This is a genomic window from Streptomyces sp. NPDC097640, from assembly GCF_040302705.1.
GTDB lineage: Bacteria > Actinomycetota > Actinomycetes > Streptomycetales > Streptomycetaceae > Streptomyces.
This window is the reverse complement of sequence record NZ_JBEOSB010000005.1, coordinates 207,034-229,670: the sequence shown is the minus strand read 5'-3', so window position 1 is coordinate 229,670 and position 22,637 is coordinate 207,034. Positions and strand designations below refer to the sequence as shown.

The following is a 22,637-nucleotide window of genomic DNA, read 5'->3' as shown; positions in this document are numbered from 1 at the left end:
AGGCGAACACGCCCACAAGCTCGAACAAACACCCGCATCGGGGCTACGATGCGCGGCCATGAATGACACAGTGCAGGACCTGATCGCCGCCGGCGCGGCCCTGGTCGTGGGCCTGGCCCTCGGATGGGCCGTGCACTCAGCCCAGACGCGCCGCAAGCGCGCCCGCGAACAACTCTTCTTCGGGCTGCCCGACGGCTCGGAGTGCGTCCTGGTCACGCACCGGGACAGCACCTCCGCTCACTGGAGCATCCCGCGCCATGACGCGCTCGCGCTGCTCGGGCTCGCCGCCGTCGTGGAGAACTGCGGGGCGCACGCGGAGGTGGCCCCGCACGACACCGGGCTCCAGGGCTTCGGCGCGCGCACCGAGTTCTGCGTCGGCGACCCGACCGCGCACCGCCGCCTCGCCGCCCATATGACGAATCTGCTGCCGGGGGTCGCGGTCCACCAGGGAGACGAGACCCAGGAGCGGGGCTCGTTCACGATAGGCGGCACCGAATACCGGCCGGAGCCCGGCGAGGTGGAGTACGTACTGCTGGCGCGGCTCACGGCGGCCGAGGGCGGCCGCCCCGTCTTCCTGGCCGCGGGCCAGCGCCCGGTCACCCATCGCGCCGCGATCCGCCACCTCGTACGCAACCGCACCCGGCTGGCCCGCAAGTACGGCACGCAGGGCTCCTTCTGCCTGCTGCTGAAGATCGTCAACTCGCAGGCGTACGGCCCGGACGTGGTCGAGGTCGTCGCGGACGTCACCAAGGCCGCCACCTCGCCGCCCTCGCGCTCGCGCGCCGCGCACAAGGCGGACTGACCGCGTTTGCGGTGATTATGGGACAGCGACACACCGTGGCTTCGGCGTGTCGCTGTCCCATAATCACCACAAACTCAGACGGGGAAGCCGGGGGTCCGCCAGATCTCGCCGGCCGCGGTGACCGCCAGGGCCTCGTGCCCGTCGAGGGCCTCGGTCCAGGCGCGGGCGCCCGCGCCCATGGCGAAGGCGGCCGTGGCCAGGGCGTCGGTCCAGGTGAGGCCGTGGCCGGTCAGGGTGAGGGAGGCCAGGGCGGTGGCGGGTTCGCCGGTGTGCGGGTCGAGGACATGGGACCCGCGCTCGGCCGTGCCGGAGGTGGCGACGGCCAGGTGGTCGCGGCCGGTGACGACGGCGCACAGGGCCCCGGGGCGCAGCGGGTGGGCGATGCCGATGCGCCAGGGGACGCCCGGGGCCGCCTCGCCCCGCAGTTGGATGTCCCCGCCGCCGTTCACACAGGTGTTGTGCGCCCCCGCCGCGTAAAGGATCTCCGAGGCCCGTTCCACCGCCCAGCCCTTGACCATCCCGGACGGGTCGAGCCGGCCGCCCGGCGTGTGGCTGAACCAGCCGTCGGTGGCGCGCGCCGCCGCCTCGCACAGGCCCAGCACCTCCGCCACCTCGGGCCCGCACCGCTCCGGGACGAGCTCGCCGCGGCCGAGCCGGCTGATGGCGCTGGCCGGGCGGTAGGTGGAGAAGACCTCGTCCACGTGGTGCAGCCACGCCACGGCCTCCTCCAGGGCCCGGCCGATGGCGGGCGTGGCCGGGTCGCGGATGTCGAAGGAGAAGACGGTGCCCATGGCGTGCTCGGCGTGACGCACACCGCGCCGCGGCTCAGACACCGGCCTTGTCCAGGGCGCTCTGCAAGGACTGGACGTAGCCCTCGCTGGTGTAGGTGGCGCCGGACACCGCGTCTATCTGCGCGCTCTGGGCGCTGAGCGTCTCGCTGGTGAGCTGCGGCACGGCGTAGGAGGCGATCTGCTGGGAGCGGCCGTCGCCGGACGGGGTCTGGACCGCCTTGACGGCGGTGATCTTCCCCTTGGAGAAGGTGACGGCGAGCTGCACCGGGCCGTAGCGGGTGTTGATCGTGGAGCCGGTGTAGGTGCCGGTGGGTCCGGCCGAGGTGGTGTGCGAGGCGGACGGCGACTTCGACGGTGCCGCCGAGCCGCTTGAGGAGGACGAACTTGAGGAGGACGAAGAAGACGGAGAAGGGGACGACGAGGAGGGGGACGGGGGCGGCGGCTGGGCCGCGACCGCCACCGTGGGGGTGTGGTGCGGTTTGAGGGACAGCAGCAGGACCACGCCCGCGACGGTCGAGGCGGTGGTGAGGACGGCCTTGCGCACGGCCGGGGCTCCTTTGCGGGCTCGGTTCAGGCTGGGGTGAGGCTGGGACGGGGCTCGGGTCAGAAGGCGAACGACTCGTGGTGGATGCGGCGGCGCGGCACCCCCGCCCCCCGCAGGGCCCGCTGGGCGGCCTCCGCCATCCCCGGCGGGCCGCACAGGTACACATCGCGCTCGGCGAGGTCCGGGACCAGCCGGCGCAGGGCGCGCGTGGTCAGCGGGGAGGAGTACTCGACCGGCTCGTCGACGACGTAGTGGACGATCGCCCCGCGCGCCGCCGCCAGCTGGTCGAGCTCCGCGCGCAGCGCCAGGTCCTCGGGCCGCCGGGCGCGGTAGATGAGCGTCACCTCGCCGGGCAGGGTCTCGAACAGCGCCCGCAGCGGGGTGATGCCGACCCCGCCGCCCAGCAGCAGCACCTTCTCCGCGCGCCGGCGGCGGGCGGTGAGCGCCCCGTACGGCCCCTCGGCGAGCACCCGGGTGCCGGGCCTGAGCCGGGCCAGCGCCTCGCTGTGCCCGCCGGCCGCCTTCACCGTGATCCGCAGGAAGGAGGGGTGGGCGGCGGCCGAGAGGGAGTACGGGTTGGCGGCCCACCACAGGCCCGGCGCCAGAAAGCGCCAGCGGAAGAACTGGCCGGGCTCGGCGCGCAGCTCGTCCAGCCGGTCCCCGGTCACGTACACCGAGACGACGCCGGGCGCCTCGGGCCGGATCTCCGAGACCCACAGCCGGTGGCGCAGCGCCCGCCGCGCGGGCACGGCGAACCGGAACCACAGCAGCAGCGCTGCGACCCCGCCGTACAGCGCGTACCAGGCCAGCTGGGCCGGGCGGTTGCCGACGAAGTCGGCGCCGTTGGACAGCTGGTGGCCGAAGACCAGGAAGACCGCCAGGTAGGTGGCGAAGTGCAGCAGGTGCCAGGTCTCGTACGAGAGGCGGCGGCGGGCGGCGCGCGCGGACAGGACGGCGGTGGCCAGGAAGAGCAGGAAGCCGATGGTGCCCTTGAGGAGGTCGGGGTAGTGGAAGACCAGGGTGGTGGTCTGGTCCACGACGCCGGTGTGCGAGGTCAGCGCATAGCCCCAGATGATCAGCAGGGTGTGCGCGAGGGCGAGGGAGACGACGTACCGGCCGCCCATCGCGTGCCAGCGGGCCAGCCGGTCGCTGCCGATGGTGCGGTCCAGCACCGGCACCCGGGCCATGAGCAGCAGCAGGACGGCGCACGCGTATCCGGCGAGCAGCCCGGTGATACGCCCGCCGCCGGTCAGCCAGCCCGCCGTGCCGACGACGGAGGTGGTGTCGCTCCACCACAGGGCCAGGACGGCGGCGGCGCCCGCCCAGATCGCGAGCTGCGCGAGGGCCGGGACGAGGAGGTGCGGGGGCGCCCCCGGGGCGGGCGGCCGGGCGCGCGGCGCGGTGGCGCGGCGGTCGTGGACGGTGGTGGCCACGGGGTCGTCCTTTCGCGGCGGGGCGTGCGAGGCACAGCCGGGTTACGGTGCGGTCAGGGCGCTCAGCCTCACAGGCCAACTTCTGAAGACCCTCTGAAAAGTCTTTGAACGGGAGGTTCCGGACACGATTCAGAGGAAACTCAGAGCGAACTCAGAGGGACCCCGGGGCCCGCCGCGTCGCGCGCCGGGGGATGCTGGATGTGTCATGGAAAACCACACCACGGACCCCTTCCTCCTCCTTCGGCCGGACGGCACCCCCGTCCGCGTGCTCGTCGTCGACGACGAGCCCGACCTGACGGAGGTGCTGTCGGGCGCCCTGCGCGGCGAGGGCTGGCGGGTCCGTACGGCGGCCGACGGCGCGTCCGCGCTGGCCGAGGCGCGCGCGTTCCGCCCCGACGCGGTCGTGCTCGACTGGATGCTGCCGGACACCGACGGGCTGAGCGTGCTGCGCGGGCTGCGGGCCGAGCTGGAGGGCGTGTGTGTGCTGTTTCTCACCGCGCGCGACTCCGTGGAGGACCGGATCGCGGGGATCACGGCGGGCGGCGACGACTATGTGACCAAGCCGTTCAGCCTGGAGGAGGTCCTGGCCAGGCTGCGCGGGGTGCTGCGCCGGGCCGGGATGGCGCGCGGGCGGGACGTCCACCAGGCCGACCGCCTGGTGGTGGGCGATCTGGTGATGGACGAGAAGGCTCGGGAGGTCACCCGCGGCGGGGTGGTGGTCGAGCTGTCCCGCACCGAGTTCGAGCTGCTGCGGTTCCTGATGCGCAATCCGCGCCGGGTGCTGTCGAAGGCGCAGATCCTGGACCGGGTGTGGTCGTACGACTTCGGCGGCCAGGCCCATGTGGTGGAGCTCTACATCAGCTATCTGCGGAAGAAGATCGACGCGGGGCGGACCCCGCTGATCCACACCGTGCGCGGGGTCGGGTATGTGCTCAAGCCGAACGAACCCGGCGCATCGGAGACGCCTTGAGCCGCCCGTCGCTTCCGCGCGCGCTGCGCGCCGCGCTCCCCCGCACCCTGCGGGCCCGGCTGACCACCGGCCTCGTGGTGCTGCTCGCGGTCGCGTCCGTGGCCGTGGGCCTGACCACGGTGCTGGCCCTGGAGGGCTTTCTGGTGCGCCGCCTGGACCAGCAGCTCATCGCGGCGGGCGGGCGCTTCCCGGCGAGCCTGGAGCACGGCGAGCGGCGGCCGGACGCCGACAACCGCCCCGATACGCGCGGCCAGTCCGCGTACACGTTCGGCGCCCGGCTGAAGGGCGGCGAGGCCACGCAGGCGGCGGTGGTGCGGGACGACACGGATGTCACGGTGCCGCTCACCGGCGCCGATCGGCGCACCCTGGCCGGGGTGCCGGCCGACGGCCGCGGGCATGGCATCCGGCTGTCGGCGATCGGCGAGTACCGGGTGCTGGCGGTGCACGGGGACGACGGCGACGTCCTGATCACCGGCCTGCCGCTGCGCCCGGTGGACGAGACCGTGCACCGGGTGGAGCTGGTGGAGACAGTGGTCTTCGGGTCAGCGCTCGCGGTGACGGGCGTGGCGGGGGCGCTGTGGGTGCGGCTGTCGCTGCGCCCGCTGCGGCGGGTGACCGCCACCGCGGCCGGGGTGGCGCGGCTGCCGCTGGCCAGCGGCGAGGTGGCGATGCCGGCGCCGGTGCCGGACACCGATCCGCGCACCGAGGTCGGCCAGGTGGGCGCCGCGCTGAACCGGATGCTCGGGCATGTCGGCGACGCGCTGGCCAGCCGCCACGCCAGCGAGGAGCGGCTGCGCCAGTTCGCCGCGGACGCCAGCCATGAGCTGCGCACCCCGGTGGCCTCGGTGCGCGGCCACGCCGAGCTGGCGCTGCGCCACCCCGGGCCGGTGCCCGGCGAGGTGCGCCACGCGCTGGAGCGGATCCAGTCGGAGTCGGAGCGGATGAGCACGCTCGTCGACGATCTGCTGCTGCTCGCGCGGCTCGACGCGGGCCGGCCGCTGGCCCGCGACCCCGTCGACCTGACGCGGCTGGTGCTGGACGCGGCGGGCGACGCGCGGGCGGCGGGGCCGGAACACCGCTGGACGCTGGAGCTGTCCGAGGAGCCGGTGACCGTCGTGGGTGATGAGCACCGGCTTCAGCAGGTGGTGGCCAATCTGCTGGCCAACGCCCGTACGCACACACCGCCGGGCACCGAGGTCGCGATCCGCCTGGCGGCGCGCGCGGGGGGAGCGGAACCGGCGGAGCTGACGGTGACGGACGACGGGCCTGGCATCCCCGAGGCGCTGCTGCCGGAGGTGTTCGAGCGCTTCGCGCGCGCCGACCCCGGCCGCGCGCGGGCCGCGGGCGGCACCGGTCTGGGGCTGGCCATCGTGCGCGCCGTGGTGTCGGCGCACGGCGGGGCGATCGAGGTGACGAGCAGGCCGGGGAAGACGGTCTTCCGGGTCACGCTGCCGGGCGGGCGGACGGCGGGGGCGGAGCCGCCGATCGTTACCCACGCGTAACTTACCGGCCTATTACCACCGGTAAGCCAGCGCGGTTACCGTCGGGTCACTTAGGGGCTGTCAGGCGCCGGACACGCCCTTCTGCCGGTCCACTCCCCCTCCAGGAGCGACAGTGACCCACGCCCGCAAACCGCTGCGCGCCACCGCCGCAGCCGCCGTCTCGGCGACCGTGCTGGCCGGTGCCGCCCTCGGCCTCGCCCCCGCCGCGCAGGCGGCGGCTCCCCCGCCCCCGCCGCGGGCCGCCGCCCAGTCGGCGGCCTCGTCCGTACGGTTCGTCGACATCCCCGGCGACGGCGGCGTCACCCTGGCCGCCAACGTCGTCACCCCCCGCGGCGCGGACGGCTCGCAGCGCCTCCCGCTCGTCGTCCTGCCCACCAGCTGGGCCCTGCCCCAGGCCGAATATCTCGCCCAGGCCCAGAAGCTGGCCGACTCCGGCTATGTCGTGCTCAGCTACAACGTCCGCGGCTTCTGGCAGTCCGGCGGGGAGATCGAGACCGCCGGACCGCCCGATGTCGCCGACGCCTCCAAGGTCATCGACTGGGCGCTGGCCAACACCCCCGCCGACCCCGGCCGGATCGGCATGGCCGGGGTGTCGTACGGCGCCGGGATCAGCCTGCTCGCCTCCGGCTTCGACAAGCGGATCAAGGCCGTGGCCGCGCTGAGCGGCTGGGCGGATCTGGTCGGCTCCATCTACAGCGGCCGCACCCAGCACGCCCAGGCCGCCGCCCTGCTCAGCGGCTCCGGGGAGCTGCTCGGCCGCCCCAGCGCCGAACTCCGGCAGATCTTCCAGGACTTCCTCGGCTCCGACCTCACCAAGGAGCAGGAGATCGTCGAGTGGGGCAGGAAACGCTCCGCCGCCACCTACCTCGACCGGATCAACGCCAACGGCACGGCGGTCATGCTCGCCAACGCCTGGGGCGACTCCATCTTCCCGCCCAACACCTACGCCGACTTCTACGAGAAGCTGACCGGCCCCAAGCGCCTGGAGTTCCGGCCGGGCGACCACGCGACCGGCGAGCTCACCGGGCTGCTCGGCCTGCCCAACGACACCTGGGACGACGCCAGGTGCTGGCTCGACCGCTACGTCAAGGGCGAGCGCAACGGCATCGACCAGGAGCGGCCGGTGCAGCTCAAGTCCCGTACGGGGGGCGGCTACGAGGGCTATCCGAGCTGGTCGGCCGTGCCGTCGGGCGAGCGCCGGATCGACCTCGGCGAGACCCGGCAGATCGCCGCGAACGCCGACTCCGGCGCCAACGCCGGGACCGTGCTGCTGACCGGGGCGCTGGACCAGTTCCTGAAGATCCCGCCGCTGGTCTCGGTCCCGCTGCTGTCGCGCGAGCGCGCCGCGGTCTGGCAGACCGGGCGCTACGACGCGGCGCAGCGCATCCGCGGCACGGTGTCGCTGCACACCACCGTGACCAGCGACAAGTCCAGCGGCACCGCGGTGGCCTACCTCTATGACGTGGACGCGCTCGGCGTCGGGAAGCTGATCACCAACGCGCCGGTCACCTTCCACGACCGCACGCCCGGCACGCCCTTCGCCGTCGACCTGGACCTGTTCTCGACGGCGTACGACGTCCCGGCCGGACACCGCCTCGCGCTGGTCGTCGACACGGTCGACCCGCTGTACATCGAGCACAACCCCGACGGCGCGCACCTCACCTTCTCCTCCCCGAAGACCGACCCGTCGTATCTGTCGCTCCCGGTCCGGGACTGAGGAGGCGCGAGCGCCAGGACAACGCGCGCGCCCGTCACGGCATCGTGTCGCCCGGGAGCATCGTGGCGGGCTCGGGCGGGGCCACCTTCACCGCCTCGGTCTTCACGCTGCGCCGCTCCCGCTTGGCGACCCAGTTGGCGAACCACGACAGCAGCATGCACATCCCGATGTAGACCGGGGAGATGACCATGACGACGGGGATGAACGGAAGGCCGTAGTCGAGGTTGCCGGCGATGAGCTTGCCCGCGTGCAGAAACTCCTCGTACGTGATGAGAAAGCCGAGCGAGGTGTCCTTCAGGGCCACCACCAGCTGGCTGATGATGGCCGGCAGCATCGCCCGCACCCCCTGCGGCACCAGCACATGCGCCATGACCTGCGTCTTGCGCATGCCGAGTGAGTACGCCGCCTCGCGCTGCCCGCGCTCGACGGAATTGACGCCCGTACGGAACACCTCGGCGAGCACCGAGCCGTTGTAGAGGGTCAGTCCGGCGACGAGCGCGGGCAGCGGCTGCACCTTGAGCGCCACGAACACGAAGAAGATCATCACCAGCACGGGCATGGCCCGGAAGAACTCCACGACCAGCGTGGCCACCCACCGCACCTGGCGGTGCTCGGACAGCCGCCCGGCGGCCAGGACCCCGCCGAGGACGAGGGAGAAGACCGCGGCGAGGGCGAAGGCCTTGAGCGTGTTGCCGAGCCCGCGCAGCAGCAGGAGCTGGATGCCCTTGTACTCAAAGGGCCGCCACTTCTCGGCCGCGAACTGGCCCGTGTGGATGAGCAGATAGACGATCCAGGCGAGCAGGAGCAGCAGCACGACCGCGGCCAGCAGCCCGTAGGCGCGGTGACGGGCCCGGGCGTGCGGGCCGGGGACGTCGTAGAGAGCGCTGGCGGTGGTCATCGGGGCACCCCCCAGCGGCGCTCCAGCACATGGAAGAGCGCGCTGATGGCGAGCGTGATGATCAGATAGCCGAGGGCGATCCAGACGAAGGTCCAGATGATGTTGTAGCCGAGCTCGTTGAGCGGTTTGTACGTGCCGAGCAGCTCGGTCACGCTGAACGAACCCGCGATGGCGGAGTTCTTGGCGAGCGCGATCAGGGTCGAGCCGATCGGCGGGATCACCGTGCGGAACGCCTGCGGCAGCACCACCGTGCCGAGGGTCTGCGGGAAGTTCATGCCGAGGCTCCGGGCCGCCTCGCCCTGCCCGACCGGCACGGTGTTGATGCCGGAGCGCACCGCCTCGCAGATGAACGCCGAGGTGTAGCAGCCGAGCGCGAGCACCGCGAAGGTGAAGAACGGCAGGACGAGTCCGAAGCGGGGCAGGCCGAGCATCACCGCGAAGAAGAGCAGGGTCAGGGGCGTGTTGCGGAGCACCGTCACCCACGCGGTGCCGAAGGCCCGCAGCGGGGCGACGGGCGCCACGCGGAAGCCGGCCATCAGCACGCCGAGCGCGAGCGCGAGCAGCGAGGCGTAGACGGTGAGCTGCACGGTGCCGAGGAAGCCCTCGCCGTAGAGGGAGAAGTTGTGCGTGAGAACGTACATGGGAGGGCGGTCCTGGGGTCGGTCCGGGAAAGGCGGAGCGGGTTTCTCAGCGCGGCGGGTAGCGGTCGACGGGCGGTGGCTTGGGGGCGGGCACCCCGGACAGGCCGAGGGTCGCGTTGTACGCCTTCAGCCAGTCGCCGTTGCGCTCATGGGCCTCGATGGCGTCGTTGAGGGCAAACCGCAGCGCGTTGTCCTTCTTCGGCACGCCGATGCCGTACGGCTCCTTGGAGAACGGCCTGCCGACGACCTTCAGCTCGCCCGGGGCCTTGGCCGCGTACCCCAGCAGGATGGTGTTGTCGGTGGAGACCGCGTCCACCTGGAGGCTGATCAGGTTGTCGACGCAGACCGAGTAGGTGTCGTACGCGACGGTGCGGGCCTTGGGGTAGTCGGTCTGGAGGCGCATCAGCGGGGTGGAGCCGGCCACCGAGCACACGGTCTTGCCGGCCAGGTCCTGCGGGCCGTGGATGTCCTTCTCGTCCTTGCGGACCAGCAGCGACTGGCCGGCGATGAAGTAGGGGCCGGCGAAGCCGACCAGGCGCTTGCGGAGGGGGTTGATGGTGTAGGTGCCGACGTAGTAGTCGATCTGGCCGTTCTGGAGGGCGGTCTCGCGGTTGGCGGAGGCGATGGTCTTGAACCTGATCGTCTTCGGGTCGAAGCCGAGGGAAGCCGACATCATCTTGGCGATCTCGATGTCGAAGCCGGAGTAGCGGCCGGTGGCCGGGTCCCGCTCGCCCAGGTACGGCTGGTCCTCCTTGGCGCCGACCACCAGATAGCCGCGGCGCTTGGCCTTCCGCCAGGTGGGAGAGGAGGGCAGCCGGAAGCCGGTGTTCACCTTGTAGGTGGGCAGCGCCCCGGGCTTGGGCCCCTTGACCGGCGGGCTGCCCTCCTTGCCGCAGCCGAAGACCGCGGCCGGCAGCGTCAGCGCGAGGGCCAGGGCGGCGAGCGCGCGGCGGGTGCGCGTCATGTGGTCCCCCGGGCTCAGTGCTTGAGGATCTTGGAGAGGAAGTCCTTGGCGCGCTCGGTGCTGGGCGCGGCGAAGAACTCGTCCGGCGGGCGGTCCTCGACGATCCGCCCGCCGTCCATGAACACCACTCGGTTGGCGGCGTAGCGCGCGAACCCCATCTCGTGGGTGACCACGACCATCGTCATGCCGTCGCGGGCCAGCTGGCGCATGACCTCCAGCACCTCGTTGATCATCTCCGGGTCGAGCGCGGAGGTCGGCTCGTCGAAGAGCATCGCCTTGGGGTCCATGGCCAGCGCGCGGGCGATCGCCACGCGCTGCTGCTGACCGCCCGACATCTGGGCCGGGTACTTCTCCGCCTGCGTGACGAGCCCGACCCGGTCCAGCAGCTCGCGGGCGCGCCGCTCGGCTTCCTGTTTGGTCCGGCCGCGCACCTTGAGCTGGGCGAGCATCACATTGGCCAGCACGGTCTTGTGCGCGAAGAGGTTGAACGACTGGAAGACCATCCCGACGTCGGCGCGCAGCCGGGCGAGTTCCTTGCCCTCCTCGGGGAGGGGGACGCTGTCGATGGTGATGGTGCCGGAGTCGATCGTCTCGAGGCGGTTGATCGTCCGGCAGAGGGTCGACTTGCCGGAGCCGGACGGTCCGATGACGACCACCACCTCGCCGCGGCCGACGGAGAGGTCGATGTCCCGCAGGACGTGCAGCGCGCCGAAGTACTTGTTGACCTCGCGCAACTCGATCAACGCTTCGCCGAAGGCCATACCGGCCACACCCACTTTCAGCTGTGTCGCGCTCAGCGCAAACTATCCACACATAAGGGGCGCTTTAGCGGCGACACGCATCAATGGATATTTAACCCCTGAAAGGGGCCGAGTGGGGGATTGCGGCCCAGGCCGCGGTCCACGGACCGCGGCTCACAGACCTCGGCTCAGACCTCTGCGACCTCGGCGTACACATACGACAGCTCGGGCGCGCCGTCGGCCGCCCACTCATGGCCCGCCCCCACCACGTCGATCTCCCGCCCTGAGGCGAGCCGGACGATCGGCCGGCCGTTCGGCCACACCTGCCACAGGGCGCCCGGCACGGTACGGATGATCACGGTGCCCAGATACAGCCCGGCGTCGTTGCCGAGCCACGGCAGCTCGTCGGGGTCGTCGCGCCAGCGCGGCAGCAGCTGGTCCAGCGCTTCGAGCGAGGCCGCGGAGTCGTCGAGCCCGACCCCCGCGGACGCGGCCCGGGCGCGCAGCAGCTCACACTCCGACAACAGCTGCGCCACGCCCTGCTGATCCGCCTCCCGGGCGGTCATGACAGCCGTACCTCGCGCCTGGTCGTGTCGCTTGCGCCAGTTGCCCAAGAACGGGATGTTCATACCAGTCAGCGTGGCACCCCCACGCCCGCCACACCACAGGGCGCGCGGAAAGCCCGTGATCCGATCATTGTCTTGACGACACCCTTCCGTCTCCCTACGTTCGTCCCGCACCTGTCGGATCGCCGGTTGGGTTGGTTGCGAGAGGGGACACACATGCTCCTGGGCAGACGGTGGACAGCGACCGCGTTCGTCACGGGAGGTGTCGCCCTCTCCTTCGCCTGGACGGCGGCGGCGCCCGCGGGCGCCGCCACGCCCGGGTCACCCGGCCAAGACCCCCGAAAGCCGCTCCCCTTGGAGCGGCTTTTCGACAACACGGCGGTCAGCGACGACGGCGGCCCCGGCGGCGCGGACTTCGACGGCGCGGGCAACTCGCTGTCCGCGCAGGATCTGCGGGCCGCCGGCTGGACCCCGGGCCGCACCCTCACCATCGACTCCGCCCGGCTCACCTGGCCCCGGGCGGCCGGCCACGCGCGCCCGGACAACGTACGCGCCGACGGTCAGACAGTGCGGCTGCACGGGCGCGGCGACGGGCTGTCGTTCCTGGTCGCGAGCACCGGCGGCGAGGCGAGCGGCACCGGCGTCGTCCGCTACCGGGACGGGTCGAGCAGTACGTACACGCTCACCGCGCCGGACTGGGGCTCCGGCCCGACGGGCACCCGGGCCGTCGCCGTCCCCCACATCAACAGCGGCGCGGGGCAGCGGGTGGAGACCGCGCGGCTGTACGCGGTGACGGTGCCGGTGGAGCGCGGCCGGGACATCGCCTCGGTGGTGCTGCCCCGCGACCCGGGCTCGGCGGATCTGCATGTGTTCGCCGCCTCGGTGCGCCGGGCCGCCGCGGGCTGGACGGGCAGCTGGTCGGCGAGCAGCAGCGGATACACGGCGGTCGGTCCCTGGACCGACCAGACGCTGCGGCTCGTGGTGCACACCAGCGCGGGCGGGCCCCGGGCCCGGATCCGGCTGGCCAACACCTTCGCCGCCGCCCCGGTGCGGATCGGCCGCGCCAGCGTCTCCCTGCAAGCGGAGGGCGCGGCGGCGGACGGCGACCCGGTGGCGCTCACCTTCGGCGGCCGGGAGGGCATCGAGATCGCGGCGGGGGCGCAGGAGTTCAGCGACCCGGTGGGCTTCGACGTCCCGCCGGACGCCAATCTGCTGGTGTCCATCCATCTGCCGGACACGGTCCAGGCGGTGCCGGTACACAGCCAGGCCACCCAGCGCTCCTATCTGAGCCCGCCGGGCAGCGGCGACCACACGGCCGACGCGGACGGCGGGGCGTACACCGGGACCCTGACCACCTGGCCGTTCCTGACCGGTGTGGACGTCGGGGGCGGGCCGGGGTCGGTGGTGACCCTCGGGGACTCGATCACCGAAGGCACCAAGTCGACCACCGGCGCCAACCGGCGCTGGCCGGACGTGCTGGCCCGGCGGCTGCTCGGCCAGTCCGACGTCCCCGCGTACGGGGTGCTCAACCAGGGCATCTCCGCCAACCGCGTGGTGACCGACCGCTACCCGGGCGAGGGGGTGAGCACGGACACCGGCGGGGTCAGCGCTCTGCACCGGCTGGAGCGCGATGTGTTCGCGCAGACGAACGTCCGCACGGTCGTGGTCTTCGAGGGCATCAACGATCTGCGCTGGGGCACCTCGGCCGAGCAGCTGACCGCCGGGCTGCGCGCCCTCGCGCAGCGGGCGCATGAGCGCGGGCTGCGGGTGGCGGTGGCGACGATCGCGCCCTGCGAGGGCGAGTCCCTGTGCACCGCGGACGTGGACGCCCGGCGCAGCGCCGTCAACGCCTTCATCCGTGACAGCGGCGGGGCGTTCGACGCGGTGCTGGACTTCGACGCGGCGGTGCGCGATCCGCTGCGGCCACAGCGGATCGCGCCCGCGTACGACAGCGGCGACCATCTGCACCCCGGCGACGCGGGGCTCCAGGCGATGGCCGACGCGATCGATCTGCGGCAGCTGACCGGCTGAGGCTTCCGGCCGGCCCGCGGCCTGACCGCGGGTCGGCCGACCGGCCCGGGAGCGTCAGACGTCGAGGTCGACGACGACCGGCGCGTGGTCCGAGGCGCCCTTGCCCTTGCGCTCCTCGCGGTCCACATACGCGTCGCCGACGGCCTTGGCGAAGGCCTCGTTCCCGTACACCAGGTCGATGCGCATGCCCTTGTTCTTCGGGAAGCCCAGCTCCCGGTAGTCCCAGTAGGTGAAGGGGTGGTCGTACTTCAGGGGGCGCGGCATCACGTCGGACAGGCCCACCTCGCGCAGGGCGGCCAGCGCCTCGCGCTCCTTGGTGGTGACGTGTGTCGAGCCCTCGAAGACGGCGCGGTCCCACACGTCCTCGTCGGTGGGCGCCACATTGAAGTCGCCGAGGACGGCGAAGGGGCGGCCGCCCGCCGCGTCGGCCGCGGCGGAGTCCCGCAGCGCCTCGAACCAGCGCAGCTTGTAGTCGTAGTGCGGATGCCCGATCTCCCGGCCGTTGGGCACATACACCGACTGGACGCGGACGGCGCCGCAGGTGGCGGCGATGGCGCGGGGCTCCTGCTCGCCCTCGTAGGCCGGGCCGCCGGGCAGGCCCGAGGTCACCTCGGCCAGGCCGACCCGGGAGATCACGCCCACCCCGTTCCACCGGCCCGTGGCGTTGACCGCGGCCTCGTAGCCCAGCTCGCGCAGCGGCTCGTACGGGAAGGCGCTCTCGGCGCTCTTGATCTCCTGTATGCACAGCACGTCCGTGCCGCTGCTCTCCAGCCAGGCGAGCAGGCGGGGCAGCCGCGCGGTGATCGAATTGACGTTCCAGGTCGCGATGCGCATAGGGGACAACCTACCTCGCGGGTCCGACAACGCTCACCGGGCGGCCGTGCCGCTCGGACCGTCGGCTCAGGCCGCCGGCTCAGACCGTCACGCTCTCCCCCGGCACCAGGCGCACATGCTCCGCGCCGCCGATCCCGGGGCCGTCGGGGCCGAGCATCCGGCCGTAGACCAGCGGCGCGATGTCGGACAGCAGGGCGTCGTGGACGTCCACCGAGCGGCTCGGCCCGACCTCGCGGACGTAGTCGACGATCTCGGCGAGCTTGTTCCACGGCGCGTGGACCGGCAGCAGCAGGGTCTCGACCGGCCGCCCGGGCACGGTGAGCGCGTCGCCGGGGTGGAAGACCGAGCCGTCCACCACGTATCCCACATTGGTGATCCGCGGGATGTCCGGGTGGATGACGGCGTGCAGCTGCCCGTGGACCTCGATGTCGAAGCCCGCGGCGGTGAAGGTGTCGCCGTCCCCGACGGTGTGCACGCGCCCCGGGAAGGCGTCCGCGATCTGCTCGGCGACGGAGGCGAGCGTCCAGATCCGCGCGGCGGGGTTGGCGTCGAGCGCCGCGTGCAGCCGCTGCTCGTCGAAGTGGTCCATGTGCTCGTGGGTGACCAGGATCGCCTCGGCGCCGACCGCGGCGTCCCCCTCGCTGAACGCGCCGGGGTCGATGACGAGCGACCGCCCGTCCTTCTCCAGCCGGACGCAGGCGTGGCCCTTCTTGGTGAGCTTCATGGGGATCATTGTGCTCCCGGCGGACGCGCCGGGCGCTCCGTGCCCCTCCCGGGAGGCCTCACCCCTCGGGCGTGGTCTCCTCGCGGATGACGCGCTGGGCCACGGAGAAGGCCGAGTTCGCGGTGGGCACGCCGCAGTAGACGGCGGTGTGCAGCAGCACTTCCTTGATCTCGGCGGGGGTCAGCCCGTTGCGCAGCGCGGCGCGGGTGTGGAAGGCGAGCTCGTCGAGGTGGCCGCGGGAGGCGAGCGCGGTGAGGGTGATCACGCTGCGGGTGCGCCGGTCGAGGCCGGGCCGGGTCCACACCTCGCCCCAGGCGTAGCGGGTGATGAAGTCCTGGAAGTCGCCGGTGAACTCGTCGGCGTTGGACTGGGCGCGGTCCACATGGGCGTCGCCGAGCACTTCCCGGCGCACCCTGATCCCCTTGTCGTACGCGTCCGAGCGGGTGTCGGGCACGGCGGGGACGGGGTCGGCGGCGTAGCCGATCTCGGCGACCGGGATGCCGGTGGGCGGCGCGGTGGCCAGCATCGCCCGGTGCGCGGGGGCGGGGATCATGGTCATGCCGGTCGGCTGGTCCGTGGACTGCCAGGCGGTGGAGAAGTGGCGCACCAGGAGGTCGGTGACGGCGGTGGGCTGTTCGACGGGCGCCAGGTGGGAGGCGCCGGGGACGACCGCGAGCCGCGCGTCGGGGATCCCGGCGACGAGCACCCGGGCGTCGGCCGGCGGGGTCACGTGGTCGTCGGCGCCCACCACGACCAGGGTGGGCACGCCGATGCGGCCGAGTTCGGCGTTCATGTCGAAGGCGGCCAGGGCCTCACAGGCCGCGATGTAGCAGCCGGGGTCGGTGGTGCGGACCATCTGCACGGACCACTCGACGATGGCGGGCTGGCCGGCCGCGAAGGCGGGGGTGAACCAGCGCTCGGGGGTGGCGCGGGCGATCGGGTCGAGGCCGTTGGTGCGGACCACCACGCCGCGCTGGCGGTACGAGTCGGCGGTGCCGAAGCGCGGTGAGGCGGAGACGAGCGCGAGGGAGCCCACTCTGAGCGGATGTCGCAGCGCCAGCTCCGCGCCGATGGCCCCGCCGATCGAGCAACCCGCGTAGCCGAAGCGGTCGATGCCGAGCCCGTCGATCGTGGCCAGCAGGCGCTCGGCGAGGTCGGAGACCGAGACGGCGGGGTGGGCGGGCGCGCCTCCGTGGCCGGGCAGGTCGAAGCGCAGCACGCGCCAGTGGCGGGACAGCTCGGGTATCTGGCGGTCCCACATGTGCCAGGTCGTGCCCAGCGACGGGCCGAGGATGAGTACGGGCCCGTCCTCGGGACCGTCGAACCGGTACTGAAGAGTCTGCGTCTCGCTCACCGGGTCACGGTATCCGACGGCCCTGTCGGCGATCAGGCCCTTCCGGCCGGTCTTCCGGGGCCCGGGAGGGCCGCCGCGACGGCCCTCCGGGACGGCTACGGCGTGACGGTGGAGACGACGTACACCTTGGGGTGGCGCCGGTTGTCGAGGTCGACGGTGATCTCCAACTCCGGCTGGGGTTCCTTCTGCTTGACCACCATGCCGGCCCAGTCCTCGTCGCCGCCGAGCTTCCAGCCGACCTTCCTGGCGTCGTCGGCGTCGATGGTGATCCGGCCGCCCTTCAGCTCCGCGCGGTCGGTGCCGAGCCCGACCAGGAACCGGTCCAGGCCCTGGACGGACGTGACGAACTGCACGTACAGCGCGCTCGTCTTCCAGGAGTTCGTCTCGTAGAACGCCACGTCCGCGGAGTAGGACGGGATCCACACGTCGTAGATGCGCCGCTGCACCTTGCTGGGCCAGCCCGTGGTGAGGCCGTTCGCCGAGGCGTTCTCCTGCTTCTCCTCGCCGCTGTCGCGGCTCTGGAGGGCGGAGATGACCAGATAGCCCGCGGGGATCGTGATCAGCAGGAAGACCACCACCGCCTTGAGCCAGCGGCGCCGCGGACGGCGGCCACCGTCACCGGACCGCTCCCCGGCGGTCCCCCGGCCCGGCGGCGAGGCCCCGTTGGCGGAGGTGCCATGGGCGGAGGTGCCATGGGCGGAGGAGCCGTTCGCGGAGACCCCATGGGCGGAGGATCCGTTGGCGGCGGGGCCGTTGGGGGCAGCACCGTTGGCGGACGCGGCGGACCGCTGCTCGGCGGCGGTCACTGCCGCTCCGCCTGGCCGCGCGACGCCAGCCGCAGGGGGCTGGTCCCGGCGCGCTCGTAGCGCTCCACCCGGCGCCGGTTGGCGCGGCGGAAGCGGCGGGCGACCAGCCGGGCCAGGTCGGCGGCGCCGACCATGCCCGCCTCGGGGCCCAGCTGCGCCTTGACGATACGGGCCTCCGGCCGGTATCCGCGGCCGGTCAGGGTGCGCCGGAAGGCGTCCCGGGCCGGGCCGATCAGCAGGTCGTCGGCCGCGCTGACGCCGCCGCCGATGACGAAGCAGGAGGGGTCCAGGGCCGCGGCCAGGTTGGCGATGCCGACGCCGAGCCACTGGCCGATGTCCTGAAGCAGCTCGATGCACATGGCGTCGCCCTCGCGGGCCAGCTCGGTGATCAGGGGCCCGGTGATCTCGGCGATGTTGCCGCCGACCCGGTCGATGATCCCGTACGCCACCGGGGACTCGGCGGCGGCCAGCTCGCGCGCCTCCCTGACCAGCGCGTTGCCGGAGCTGTACTGCTCCCAGCAGCCGCGGTTGCCGCAGGGGCAGCGGTGGCCGCCGGGCACCACCTGCATATGGCCGAACTCGCCCGCGACCCCGTACTTGCCGCGCTTGACCTGGCCGTCCTCCAGGATCGCGCCGCCGATGCCGGTGCCGAGGGTGATCATGACGAGGTGGTCCTCGCCGCGCCCGGCGCCGAAGCGCCACTCGGCCCACGCGGCGGCGTTGGCGTCGTTGTCGACCATCACCGGGACCGCGAGCCGCTCGGCGAGGCGGTCGCGCAGCGGCTCGTTGCGCCAGGACAGGTGGGGGGCGAACAGGACGCGGTTGCGGTCGGCGTCGACCCAGCCCGCGGCGCCGATGCCGACCGCGTGCACGTCATGCCGGTCGGAGAGGTCCAGCACCAGCTCGGTGATGGTGTCCTCGACGACCTTGGGGCTCTTGGACTTGTCGGGCGTCTCGGTGCGCAGCTTCTCCAGGATGTTGCCGTCGGCGTCGACGACCCCGGCCATCACCTTGGTGCCGCCGATGTCGATGCCGACCGTGGGGACCCGGGGCGCGGTGAGGTGCGAGCGGCGCTCGCGGGTGCCGACGGTGCGCAGCACGGTCGCCCGGGCCGACCCCCGGTGCACCCTTTCGCGGTAGATGCTCATCGGCTCACCCCTTCACCCAGGCCGAGGCCGCGGCCGAGGGCCGCGCGGGCCGGACCGGGCGGGCCCGCCAGGGCGGCTGCGCAGGCGTGGGGGATGCGGTCGCTGCGGGTGCGTGCTCGCAAGAGTTCGTCGTCCCTGCGGGGGTCTCGGGAGGCCGGGGCCTCGGCGTGCGTGGTCGTGGCGGGTGGGGCCCGCCGTGCGATTGTGCCTCACCCGCCCCGGGCGCCGCATGGTGAGCCCCGCCCGGGGGCGGGTGATCGCGCCATGCGGTGCCCGGCGTGCGCCGCGCGTTCTCGGACCGCCTCAGACGTCGCTCGCCGTGTCCTTCTCCGTCGGGCGGGCGAGCTCGTGGCTGAGCTGTTCCAGCTCGCTGCCGCCCGCCATCTGGCGGGTGAGCTCGTCGAGGGTGATCTCCGACTTCAGATGGCTGCCGGCCATCGCGCCCCGCTTGAGCAGGACGAAGCGGTCGCCGACGAGGTGCGCGTGGTGCGGGTTGTGGGTGATCAGGACCACACCGAGACCCGCGTCACGGGCGGCCGCGACGTACTTGAGCACCACCCCCGACTGCTTGACGCCGAGCGCCGCCGTCGGCTCGTCCAGCACCAGGACCTTGGCGCCGAAGTGGACGGCGCGGGCGATGGCCACGCACTGCCGCTCGCCGCCGGAGAGGGTGCCGATGGGCTGGTCGACGTCGCGCAGGTCGATGCCCATGCGCAGCAGCGCCGCCCGCGTCGTGGAACGCATCGTCTCCACGTCGAGCCGCTTGAGGGGCCCGCGGCCCTTCCGGGGCTCGGAGCCGAGGAAGAAGTTGCGCCACACCGGCATCAGGGAGACCACCGCGAGGTCCTGGTAGACCGTGGCGATGCCGCGGTCCAGGGCCTCGCGCGGCGAGCCGAGCCTGGTCTCCTCGCCCTCGATGGTGAGGCTGCCCGCGTCGTGCCGGTGCAGCCCCGCGACGATCTTGATGAGGGTGGACTTGCCCGCGCCGTTGTCGCCGAGGACGCAGGTGATTTCCCCGGCGTGCACTTCGAGGGAGACGTCCTGGAGCGCCTTGACGTTGCCGTACTGCTTGCTGACGTCGCGCAGCTCGACCAGCGGCGTGCGGCCGGACGGATCGGCAGCGGTGTCGGCGGCGGTGTCTGTCGTGGTCATGTGCTGGCCTCCGCCCGCTTACGGACCCACCAGTTGAGCATGGTCGCGAGGAGCAGCATCGCGCCGAGGAAGAACTTGAACCAGTCCGCGCTCCACTGCGCGTACACGATGCCCTTGTTCGCCATGCCGAAGATGAACGCGCCGGCGGCGGCGCCGACCGCCGAGCCGTAGCCGCCGGTCAGCAGACAGCCGCCGATGACGGCCGCGATGATGTAGAGGAACTCGTTGCCGACGCCCTCGCCGGACTGGACGACGTCGTAGCTGAACAGCAGGTGCTGCCCGGCGATCCAGGCCGCGAAGGCGACGCCCATGTAGAGCCCGATCTTGGTGCGGTCCACGGGCACGCCGACCGCGCGGGCCGCCTCCTTGTTGCCGCCCACCGCGAAGATCCAGTTGCCCGCGCGGGTGCGCAGCAGGATCCAGGTGGCGAGCGCGACCAGGCCGAGCCACCACAGAACGGTGACCTGGAGATCGACGTCCCCGATGGTCAGGTGCGAGGCGAAGACGTCCTGGGCGGCGGGGAAGCCCTCCATGTCCGCGATGGTCTTGGTGGAGACCGACTCGCTGATCAGCTTGGTGAAGCCGAGGTTGCAGCCCTGGAGGATCAGGAAGGTGCCGAGCGTGATGATGAAGCTCGGCAGCCCGGTGCGCACCAGCAGAAAGCCGTTGAAGAAGCCGATGGCCAGGGTGACCAGCAGGGACACCCCGACGCCGACCCAGACGTTGGCCGTCATCTGGAACGAGAACATCGAGGAGACCAGCGCCGAGGAGGTGACCATCACCCCGGTCGACAGATCGAACTCGCCGCCGATCATCAGCAGCGCGACCGGCGTCGCCATGATCCCGATGGTCGAGGAGGCGTACAGCACGGTGCTGAAGCTGGACCACTGGAGGAAGCTGTCGGCGACGACCGAGAAGAAGACGAAGACGGCGACGGCGCCGACGACCGCGCCCAGCTCGGGGCGGCCGGCCAGGCGGCGCGGCAGCGAGCGGCGGATCAGCCGCTCGTCCTTGGTCAGGGGGGTCAGGGGTGGCGCCTCCGCGCTCATCGGGTCCCCCGCTTGGTGTACTTGGCCAGCTCGGCGGCGTCGTCCTTGGTGATGATCTGCGGGCCGGTGAGGACCGGCTTGCCGCCGCCGAGGACATCGGCGTTGTAGTGGTACAGCCACAGCAGGTCCACGGCCTCGTAGCCCTGGAGATACGGCTGCTGGTCGACGGCGAAGCCGAGCGTGTCGTTCTGGAGCGCCTCGGCGACCTTGGCGTTGAGGTCGAAGGTGTCGATCTCCGCCTTGCTGCCCGCCTGGTCCGCCGCCTTGGCGGCGGTGGCCGCGAACGGGGCGCCGAGCGTCACCACGGTGTCGATGTCCTTGTCGGCCTGGAGCTTCGCCTCGATCGAGGAGGCGACGTCGGGCATGTTGGTGCCCTCGACGTAGATCCGCTCCATCTTGCCGTCGAAGGTCTTCTCGGCGCCGTCGCAGCGCTGCTCGAGGCCGACGTTGCCCTGCTCGTGCAGCACGCACAGGGCCTTCTTGCGGCCCCGCTTGTTCAGCTCCTCGCCGACCGCCTCGCCCGCGATGGTCTCGTCCTGGCCGATGTGGCTCAGGGCCCCGAACGCCTTGGACTCCGCGGCCCCCGAGTTGACGGTGATGACCGGTATGCCCGCCTTCTCGGCCTTCTTGACCACGGCCTGCATGGCCTCGGGCTTGGCGAGGGTGACGATCAGCCCGTCGACCTTCTGGTCGATGTAGGTCTGCACGAACTGGGCCTGGTCCTTGCCCTCCTCGTGGTGCGCGTAGAGGAACTTCACATTGTCCTTGAGGGCGGCCTGCTCGGCCCCGCTCTGGACGATGTCCCAGAAGGTGTCACCGTCGCCGGAGTGGGTGACCATGGCGAAGGTCATCCTCGGGGTGTTCACCGCCGCCCGCCCCGAAGCGGCCGCCGCCCTCTCGGCCCGCTCCTCGGCGCGCTTGCCGCCCGTACTGCTGCACCCCGCCGAGGCGAACCCCAGCAGCCCCGCCAGCACCGCGGCGGTCAACGCACGTGCCCCTGTCCCAACCCTGGCCACGAAGACCCAGCCCTTCTCGAAGACGTCCAGTTTTGTCCCGGAATACGGCGTCCGGGCAGGCGTCATCGGCCCGGCCGCCGCCCAAGTATCCGTCACGGTGCACGGCGGGGGTCCAGGGGGTGTACGGCAGTAATCGAGGTCAGGGGCGCACGAGCAGTTGGAACTCGAAGGAGTAGCGCGAGGCCCGGTAGGTGTGCGAGCCGAATTCGACGGCCCGGCCGGTGTCGTCGAAGGCCGTCCGCTGCATGGTCAGCAGCGGCGCCCCCGCCGGCTCGCCGAGGCGCTCGCCCTCCTCGGCGGTGGCGGCGCGGGCGCCGACCGTCTGGCGGGCGCTGTGCAGGGTGATCCCGGCCGCGCGCATCAGCCGGTAAAGCCCGGTCTCCTCCAGCTCGGCGCTGTCCAGCTTCAGCAGACCCGCCGGGAGGTGGTTGCACAGATGGGCCATGGGCTCGCCGTGGGCCATGCGCAGCCGCTCGATCAGGACGACCTCGGTGCCCTCGGCGATCCCGAGGGCCGCGGCGACCTCGGCGGTCGCGGGCTCGGTGGTGTTGCGCAGGACGCGGGTGGCGGGGCGCTGTCCGGCGTTCTCCAGGTCGTCGTAGAGGCTGCTCAGCTCGAGCGGGCGCTTGACCTGGCTGTGCACCACCTGGGTGCCCACGCCGCGGCGGCGCACCAGCAGCCCCTTGTCGACCAGGGACTGTATGGCCTGGCGGACGGTGGGCCGGGACAGGCCGAGCCGCCCGGCCAGCTCGATCTCATTGCCGAGCAGGCTGCCGGGGGCCAGCCGCCCCTGCTCGATCGCCGCCTCGAGCTGCTGGGACAGCTGGAAGTACAGCGGAACGGGGCTGCCGCGGTCCACGCTGAGCTGAAGCGCCTCCGCTGATCCGGATGAGTCTTCCTCCTGCTTTGCCACGGGGCGAGCGTAGCCGGATGAGCACATGACGGGAAGTCGTGA

Annotated in this window: 22 protein-coding genes; 5 read left to right on the top strand and 17 right to left on the bottom strand. The window is 72.5% G+C overall.

Features of this window, described 5'->3' with window-relative positions; genetic code table 11:
• Positions 1-58: 58 nt before the first annotated feature.
• Positions 59-802, top strand: coding sequence for a hypothetical protein (locus tag ABTY62_RS09570; protein WP_352128845.1), 744 nt, complete (start codon positions 59-61; stop codon positions 800-802).
• Positions 803-876: 74 nt separating this feature from the next.
• Here ABTY62_RS09570 and ABTY62_RS09565 read toward each other — a convergent pair whose 3' ends face one another.
• Genes ABTY62_RS09565 through ABTY62_RS09555 form a run of 3 tightly spaced genes read right to left on the bottom strand, consistent with a single transcriptional unit; the run spans position 877 to position 3,570 of the window.
• The gene (locus tag ABTY62_RS09565) at positions 877-1,593 is read right to left on the bottom strand and encodes an FAD:protein FMN transferase (protein WP_502997438.1); all 717 of its coding nucleotides are present in this window, start codon (positions 1,591-1,593) and stop codon (positions 877-879) included.
• A 34-nt stretch (positions 1,594-1,627) separates the two neighbouring features.
• Entirely contained in the window at positions 1,628-2,137 is a 510-nt protein-coding gene (locus ABTY62_RS09560; protein ID WP_352128843.1) for an FMN-binding protein, read from the bottom strand.
• Between the two features lie 59 nt (positions 2,138-2,196).
• The gene (locus ABTY62_RS09555) at positions 2,197-3,570 is read right to left on the bottom strand and encodes a ferredoxin reductase family protein (protein WP_352128842.1); all 1,374 of its coding nucleotides are present in this window, start codon (positions 3,568-3,570) and stop codon (positions 2,197-2,199) included.
• A gap of 205 nt (positions 3,571-3,775) precedes the next feature.
• Between ABTY62_RS09555 and ABTY62_RS09550 the strand changes: the two genes are divergently transcribed.
• The 3 genes from ABTY62_RS09550 to ABTY62_RS09540 all read left to right on the top strand — a co-directional run bounded on the left by ABTY62_RS09550 (position 3,776) and on the right by ABTY62_RS09540 (position 7,759).
• Entirely contained in the window at positions 3,776-4,540 is a 765-nt protein-coding gene (locus tag ABTY62_RS09550; protein ID WP_352128841.1) for a response regulator transcription factor, read from the top strand.
• A gap of 23 nt (positions 4,541-4,563) precedes the next feature.
• Positions 4,564-6,042 (top strand): sensor histidine kinase, encoded by a 1,479-nt coding sequence (locus ABTY62_RS09545; RefSeq protein ID WP_352129027.1) that lies wholly within the window; start codon positions 4,564-4,566, stop codon positions 6,040-6,042.
• Positions 6,043-6,154: 112 nt separating this feature from the next.
• A complete protein-coding gene (locus ABTY62_RS09540; RefSeq protein ID WP_352128840.1) occupies positions 6,155-7,759 on the top strand; it encodes an alpha/beta fold hydrolase in 1,605 nt (534 codons plus the stop codon).
• Between the two features lie 34 nt (positions 7,760-7,793).
• Here the strand turns inward: ABTY62_RS09540 and ABTY62_RS09535 are convergent, their stop codons facing one another.
• The 5 genes from ABTY62_RS09535 to ABTY62_RS09515 all read right to left on the bottom strand — a co-directional run bounded on the left by ABTY62_RS09535 (position 7,794) and on the right by ABTY62_RS09515 (position 11,631).
• Positions 7,794-8,657 (bottom strand): amino acid ABC transporter permease, encoded by an 864-nt coding sequence (locus tag ABTY62_RS09535; RefSeq protein ID WP_352128839.1) that lies wholly within the window; start codon positions 8,655-8,657, stop codon positions 7,794-7,796.
• A complete protein-coding gene (locus ABTY62_RS09530) occupies positions 8,654-9,298 on the bottom strand; it encodes an amino acid ABC transporter permease (protein ID WP_352128838.1) in 645 nt (214 codons plus the stop codon). Before ABTY62_RS09530 ends, ABTY62_RS09535 begins: the two co-directional genes overlap by 4 nt.
• 46 nt (positions 9,299-9,344) lie before the next feature.
• The gene (locus ABTY62_RS09525; protein WP_352128837.1) at positions 9,345-10,262 is read right to left on the bottom strand and encodes a glutamate ABC transporter substrate-binding protein; all 918 of its coding nucleotides are present in this window, start codon (positions 10,260-10,262) and stop codon (positions 9,345-9,347) included.
• 14 nt (positions 10,263-10,276) lie between these two features.
• Positions 10,277-11,023, bottom strand: a complete 747-nt coding sequence (locus tag ABTY62_RS09520; RefSeq protein ID WP_352128836.1) for an amino acid ABC transporter ATP-binding protein — start codon at positions 11,021-11,023, stop codon at positions 10,277-10,279.
• A 167-nt stretch (positions 11,024-11,190) separates the two neighbouring features.
• Complete coding sequence (locus ABTY62_RS09515) at positions 11,191-11,631, bottom strand: DUF6278 family protein (protein WP_311723425.1); 441 nt, start codon at positions 11,629-11,631, stop codon at positions 11,191-11,193.
• A gap of 153 nt (positions 11,632-11,784) precedes the next feature.
• On the opposite strand from ABTY62_RS09515, the gene ABTY62_RS09510 reads away from it, so the two are divergent.
• Positions 11,785-13,599, top strand: coding sequence for an SGNH/GDSL hydrolase family protein (locus tag ABTY62_RS09510; RefSeq protein ID WP_352128835.1), 1,815 nt, complete (start codon positions 11,785-11,787; stop codon positions 13,597-13,599).
• 54 nt (positions 13,600-13,653) lie between these two features.
• Here ABTY62_RS09510 and ABTY62_RS09505 read toward each other — a convergent pair whose 3' ends face one another.
• The 9 genes from ABTY62_RS09505 to ABTY62_RS09465 form a co-directional block, all read right to left on the bottom strand.
• Positions 13,654-14,433, bottom strand: a complete 780-nt coding sequence (locus ABTY62_RS09505; RefSeq protein WP_352128833.1) for an exodeoxyribonuclease III — start codon at positions 14,431-14,433, stop codon at positions 13,654-13,656.
• Positions 14,434-14,512: 79 nt separating this feature from the next.
• The gene (locus ABTY62_RS09500) at positions 14,513-15,157 is read right to left on the bottom strand and encodes an MBL fold metallo-hydrolase (protein WP_352128832.1); all 645 of its coding nucleotides are present in this window, start codon (positions 15,155-15,157) and stop codon (positions 14,513-14,515) included.
• A 58-nt stretch (positions 15,158-15,215) separates the two neighbouring features.
• Positions 15,216-16,511 carry a bifunctional 3-oxoadipate enol-lactonase/4-carboxymuconolactone decarboxylase PcaDC gene (gene pcaDC, locus ABTY62_RS09495; protein WP_352128831.1) on the bottom strand — a complete coding sequence of 432 codons (1,296 nt, stop codon included), beginning with the start codon at positions 16,509-16,511 and terminating at the stop codon, positions 15,216-15,218.
• A gap of 95 nt (positions 16,512-16,606) precedes the next feature.
• Positions 16,607-17,317, bottom strand: coding sequence for a hypothetical protein (locus tag ABTY62_RS09490; RefSeq protein ID WP_352128830.1), 711 nt, complete (start codon positions 17,315-17,317; stop codon positions 16,607-16,609).
• The gene (locus ABTY62_RS09485; protein WP_352128829.1) at positions 17,314-18,465 is read right to left on the bottom strand and encodes an ROK family glucokinase; all 1,152 of its coding nucleotides are present in this window, start codon (positions 18,463-18,465) and stop codon (positions 17,314-17,316) included. Before ABTY62_RS09485 ends, ABTY62_RS09490 begins: the two co-directional genes overlap by 4 nt.
• Before the next feature lie 303 nt (positions 18,466-18,768).
• Positions 18,769-19,617, bottom strand: a complete 849-nt coding sequence (locus ABTY62_RS09480; RefSeq protein ID WP_352128828.1) for an ATP-binding cassette domain-containing protein — start codon at positions 19,615-19,617, stop codon at positions 18,769-18,771.
• Complete coding sequence (locus tag ABTY62_RS09475) at positions 19,614-20,666, bottom strand: ABC transporter permease (protein ID WP_352128827.1); 1,053 nt, start codon at positions 20,664-20,666, stop codon at positions 19,614-19,616. Before ABTY62_RS09475 ends, ABTY62_RS09480 begins: the two co-directional genes overlap by 4 nt.
• A complete protein-coding gene (locus ABTY62_RS09470; protein ID WP_352129026.1) occupies positions 20,663-21,682 on the bottom strand; it encodes a sugar ABC transporter substrate-binding protein in 1,020 nt (339 codons plus the stop codon). Before ABTY62_RS09470 ends, ABTY62_RS09475 begins: the two co-directional genes overlap by 4 nt.
• Positions 21,683-21,821: 139 nt before the next feature.
• Positions 21,822-22,541: a GntR family transcriptional regulator gene (locus tag ABTY62_RS09465; RefSeq protein WP_311723855.1), complete on the bottom strand. Its 720-nt coding sequence runs from the start codon at positions 22,539-22,541 to the stop codon at positions 21,822-21,824.
• Between the last annotated feature and the right edge of the window lie 96 nt (positions 22,542-22,637).

What these genes read in the sequence shown, in the direction of transcription:
- ABTY62_RS09505 (WP_352128833.1), bottom strand. Translation starts at nt 14,433, where the DNA reads ATGCGCATCGCGACCTGGAACGTCAATTCGATCACCGCGCGGCTGCCC.
- ABTY62_RS09475 (WP_352128827.1), bottom strand. Translation starts at nt 20,666, where the DNA reads ATGAGCGCGGAGGCGCCACCCCTGACCCCCCTGACCAAGGACGAGCGG.
- ABTY62_RS09535 (WP_352128839.1), bottom strand. Translation starts at nt 8,657, where the DNA reads ATGACCACCGCCAGCGCTCTCTACGACGTCCCCGGCCCGCACGCCCGG.
- ABTY62_RS09510 (WP_352128835.1), top strand. Translation starts at nt 11,785, where the DNA reads ATGCTCCTGGGCAGACGGTGGACAGCGACCGCGTTCGTCACGGGAGGT.
- ABTY62_RS09485 (WP_352128829.1), bottom strand. Translation starts at nt 18,465, where the DNA reads ATGAGCATCTACCGCGAAAGGGTGCACCGGGGGTCGGCCCGGGCGACC.
- ABTY62_RS09565 (WP_502997438.1), bottom strand. Translation starts at nt 1,593, where the DNA reads ATGGGCACCGTCTTCTCCTTCGACATCCGCGACCCGGCCACGCCCGCC.
- ABTY62_RS09500 (WP_352128832.1), bottom strand. Translation starts at nt 15,157, where the DNA reads ATGAAGCTCACCAAGAAGGGCCACGCCTGCGTCCGGCTGGAGAAGGAC.
- ABTY62_RS09525 (WP_352128837.1), bottom strand. Translation starts at nt 10,262, where the DNA reads ATGACGCGCACCCGCCGCGCGCTCGCCGCCCTGGCCCTCGCGCTGACG.
- ABTY62_RS09480 (WP_352128828.1), bottom strand. Translation starts at nt 19,617, where the DNA reads ATGACCACGACAGACACCGCCGCCGACACCGCTGCCGATCCGTCCGGC.
- ABTY62_RS09550 (WP_352128841.1), top strand. Translation starts at nt 3,776, where the DNA reads ATGGAAAACCACACCACGGACCCCTTCCTCCTCCTTCGGCCGGACGGC.
- ABTY62_RS09520 (WP_352128836.1), bottom strand. Translation starts at nt 11,023, where the DNA reads ATGGCCTTCGGCGAAGCGTTGATCGAGTTGCGCGAGGTCAACAAGTAC.
- ABTY62_RS09530 (WP_352128838.1), bottom strand. Translation starts at nt 9,298, where the DNA reads ATGTACGTTCTCACGCACAACTTCTCCCTCTACGGCGAGGGCTTCCTC.
- ABTY62_RS09570 (WP_352128845.1), top strand. Translation starts at nt 59, where the DNA reads ATGAATGACACAGTGCAGGACCTGATCGCCGCCGGCGCGGCCCTGGTC.
- ABTY62_RS09515 (WP_311723425.1), bottom strand. Translation starts at nt 11,631, where the DNA reads ATGAACATCCCGTTCTTGGGCAACTGGCGCAAGCGACACGACCAGGCG.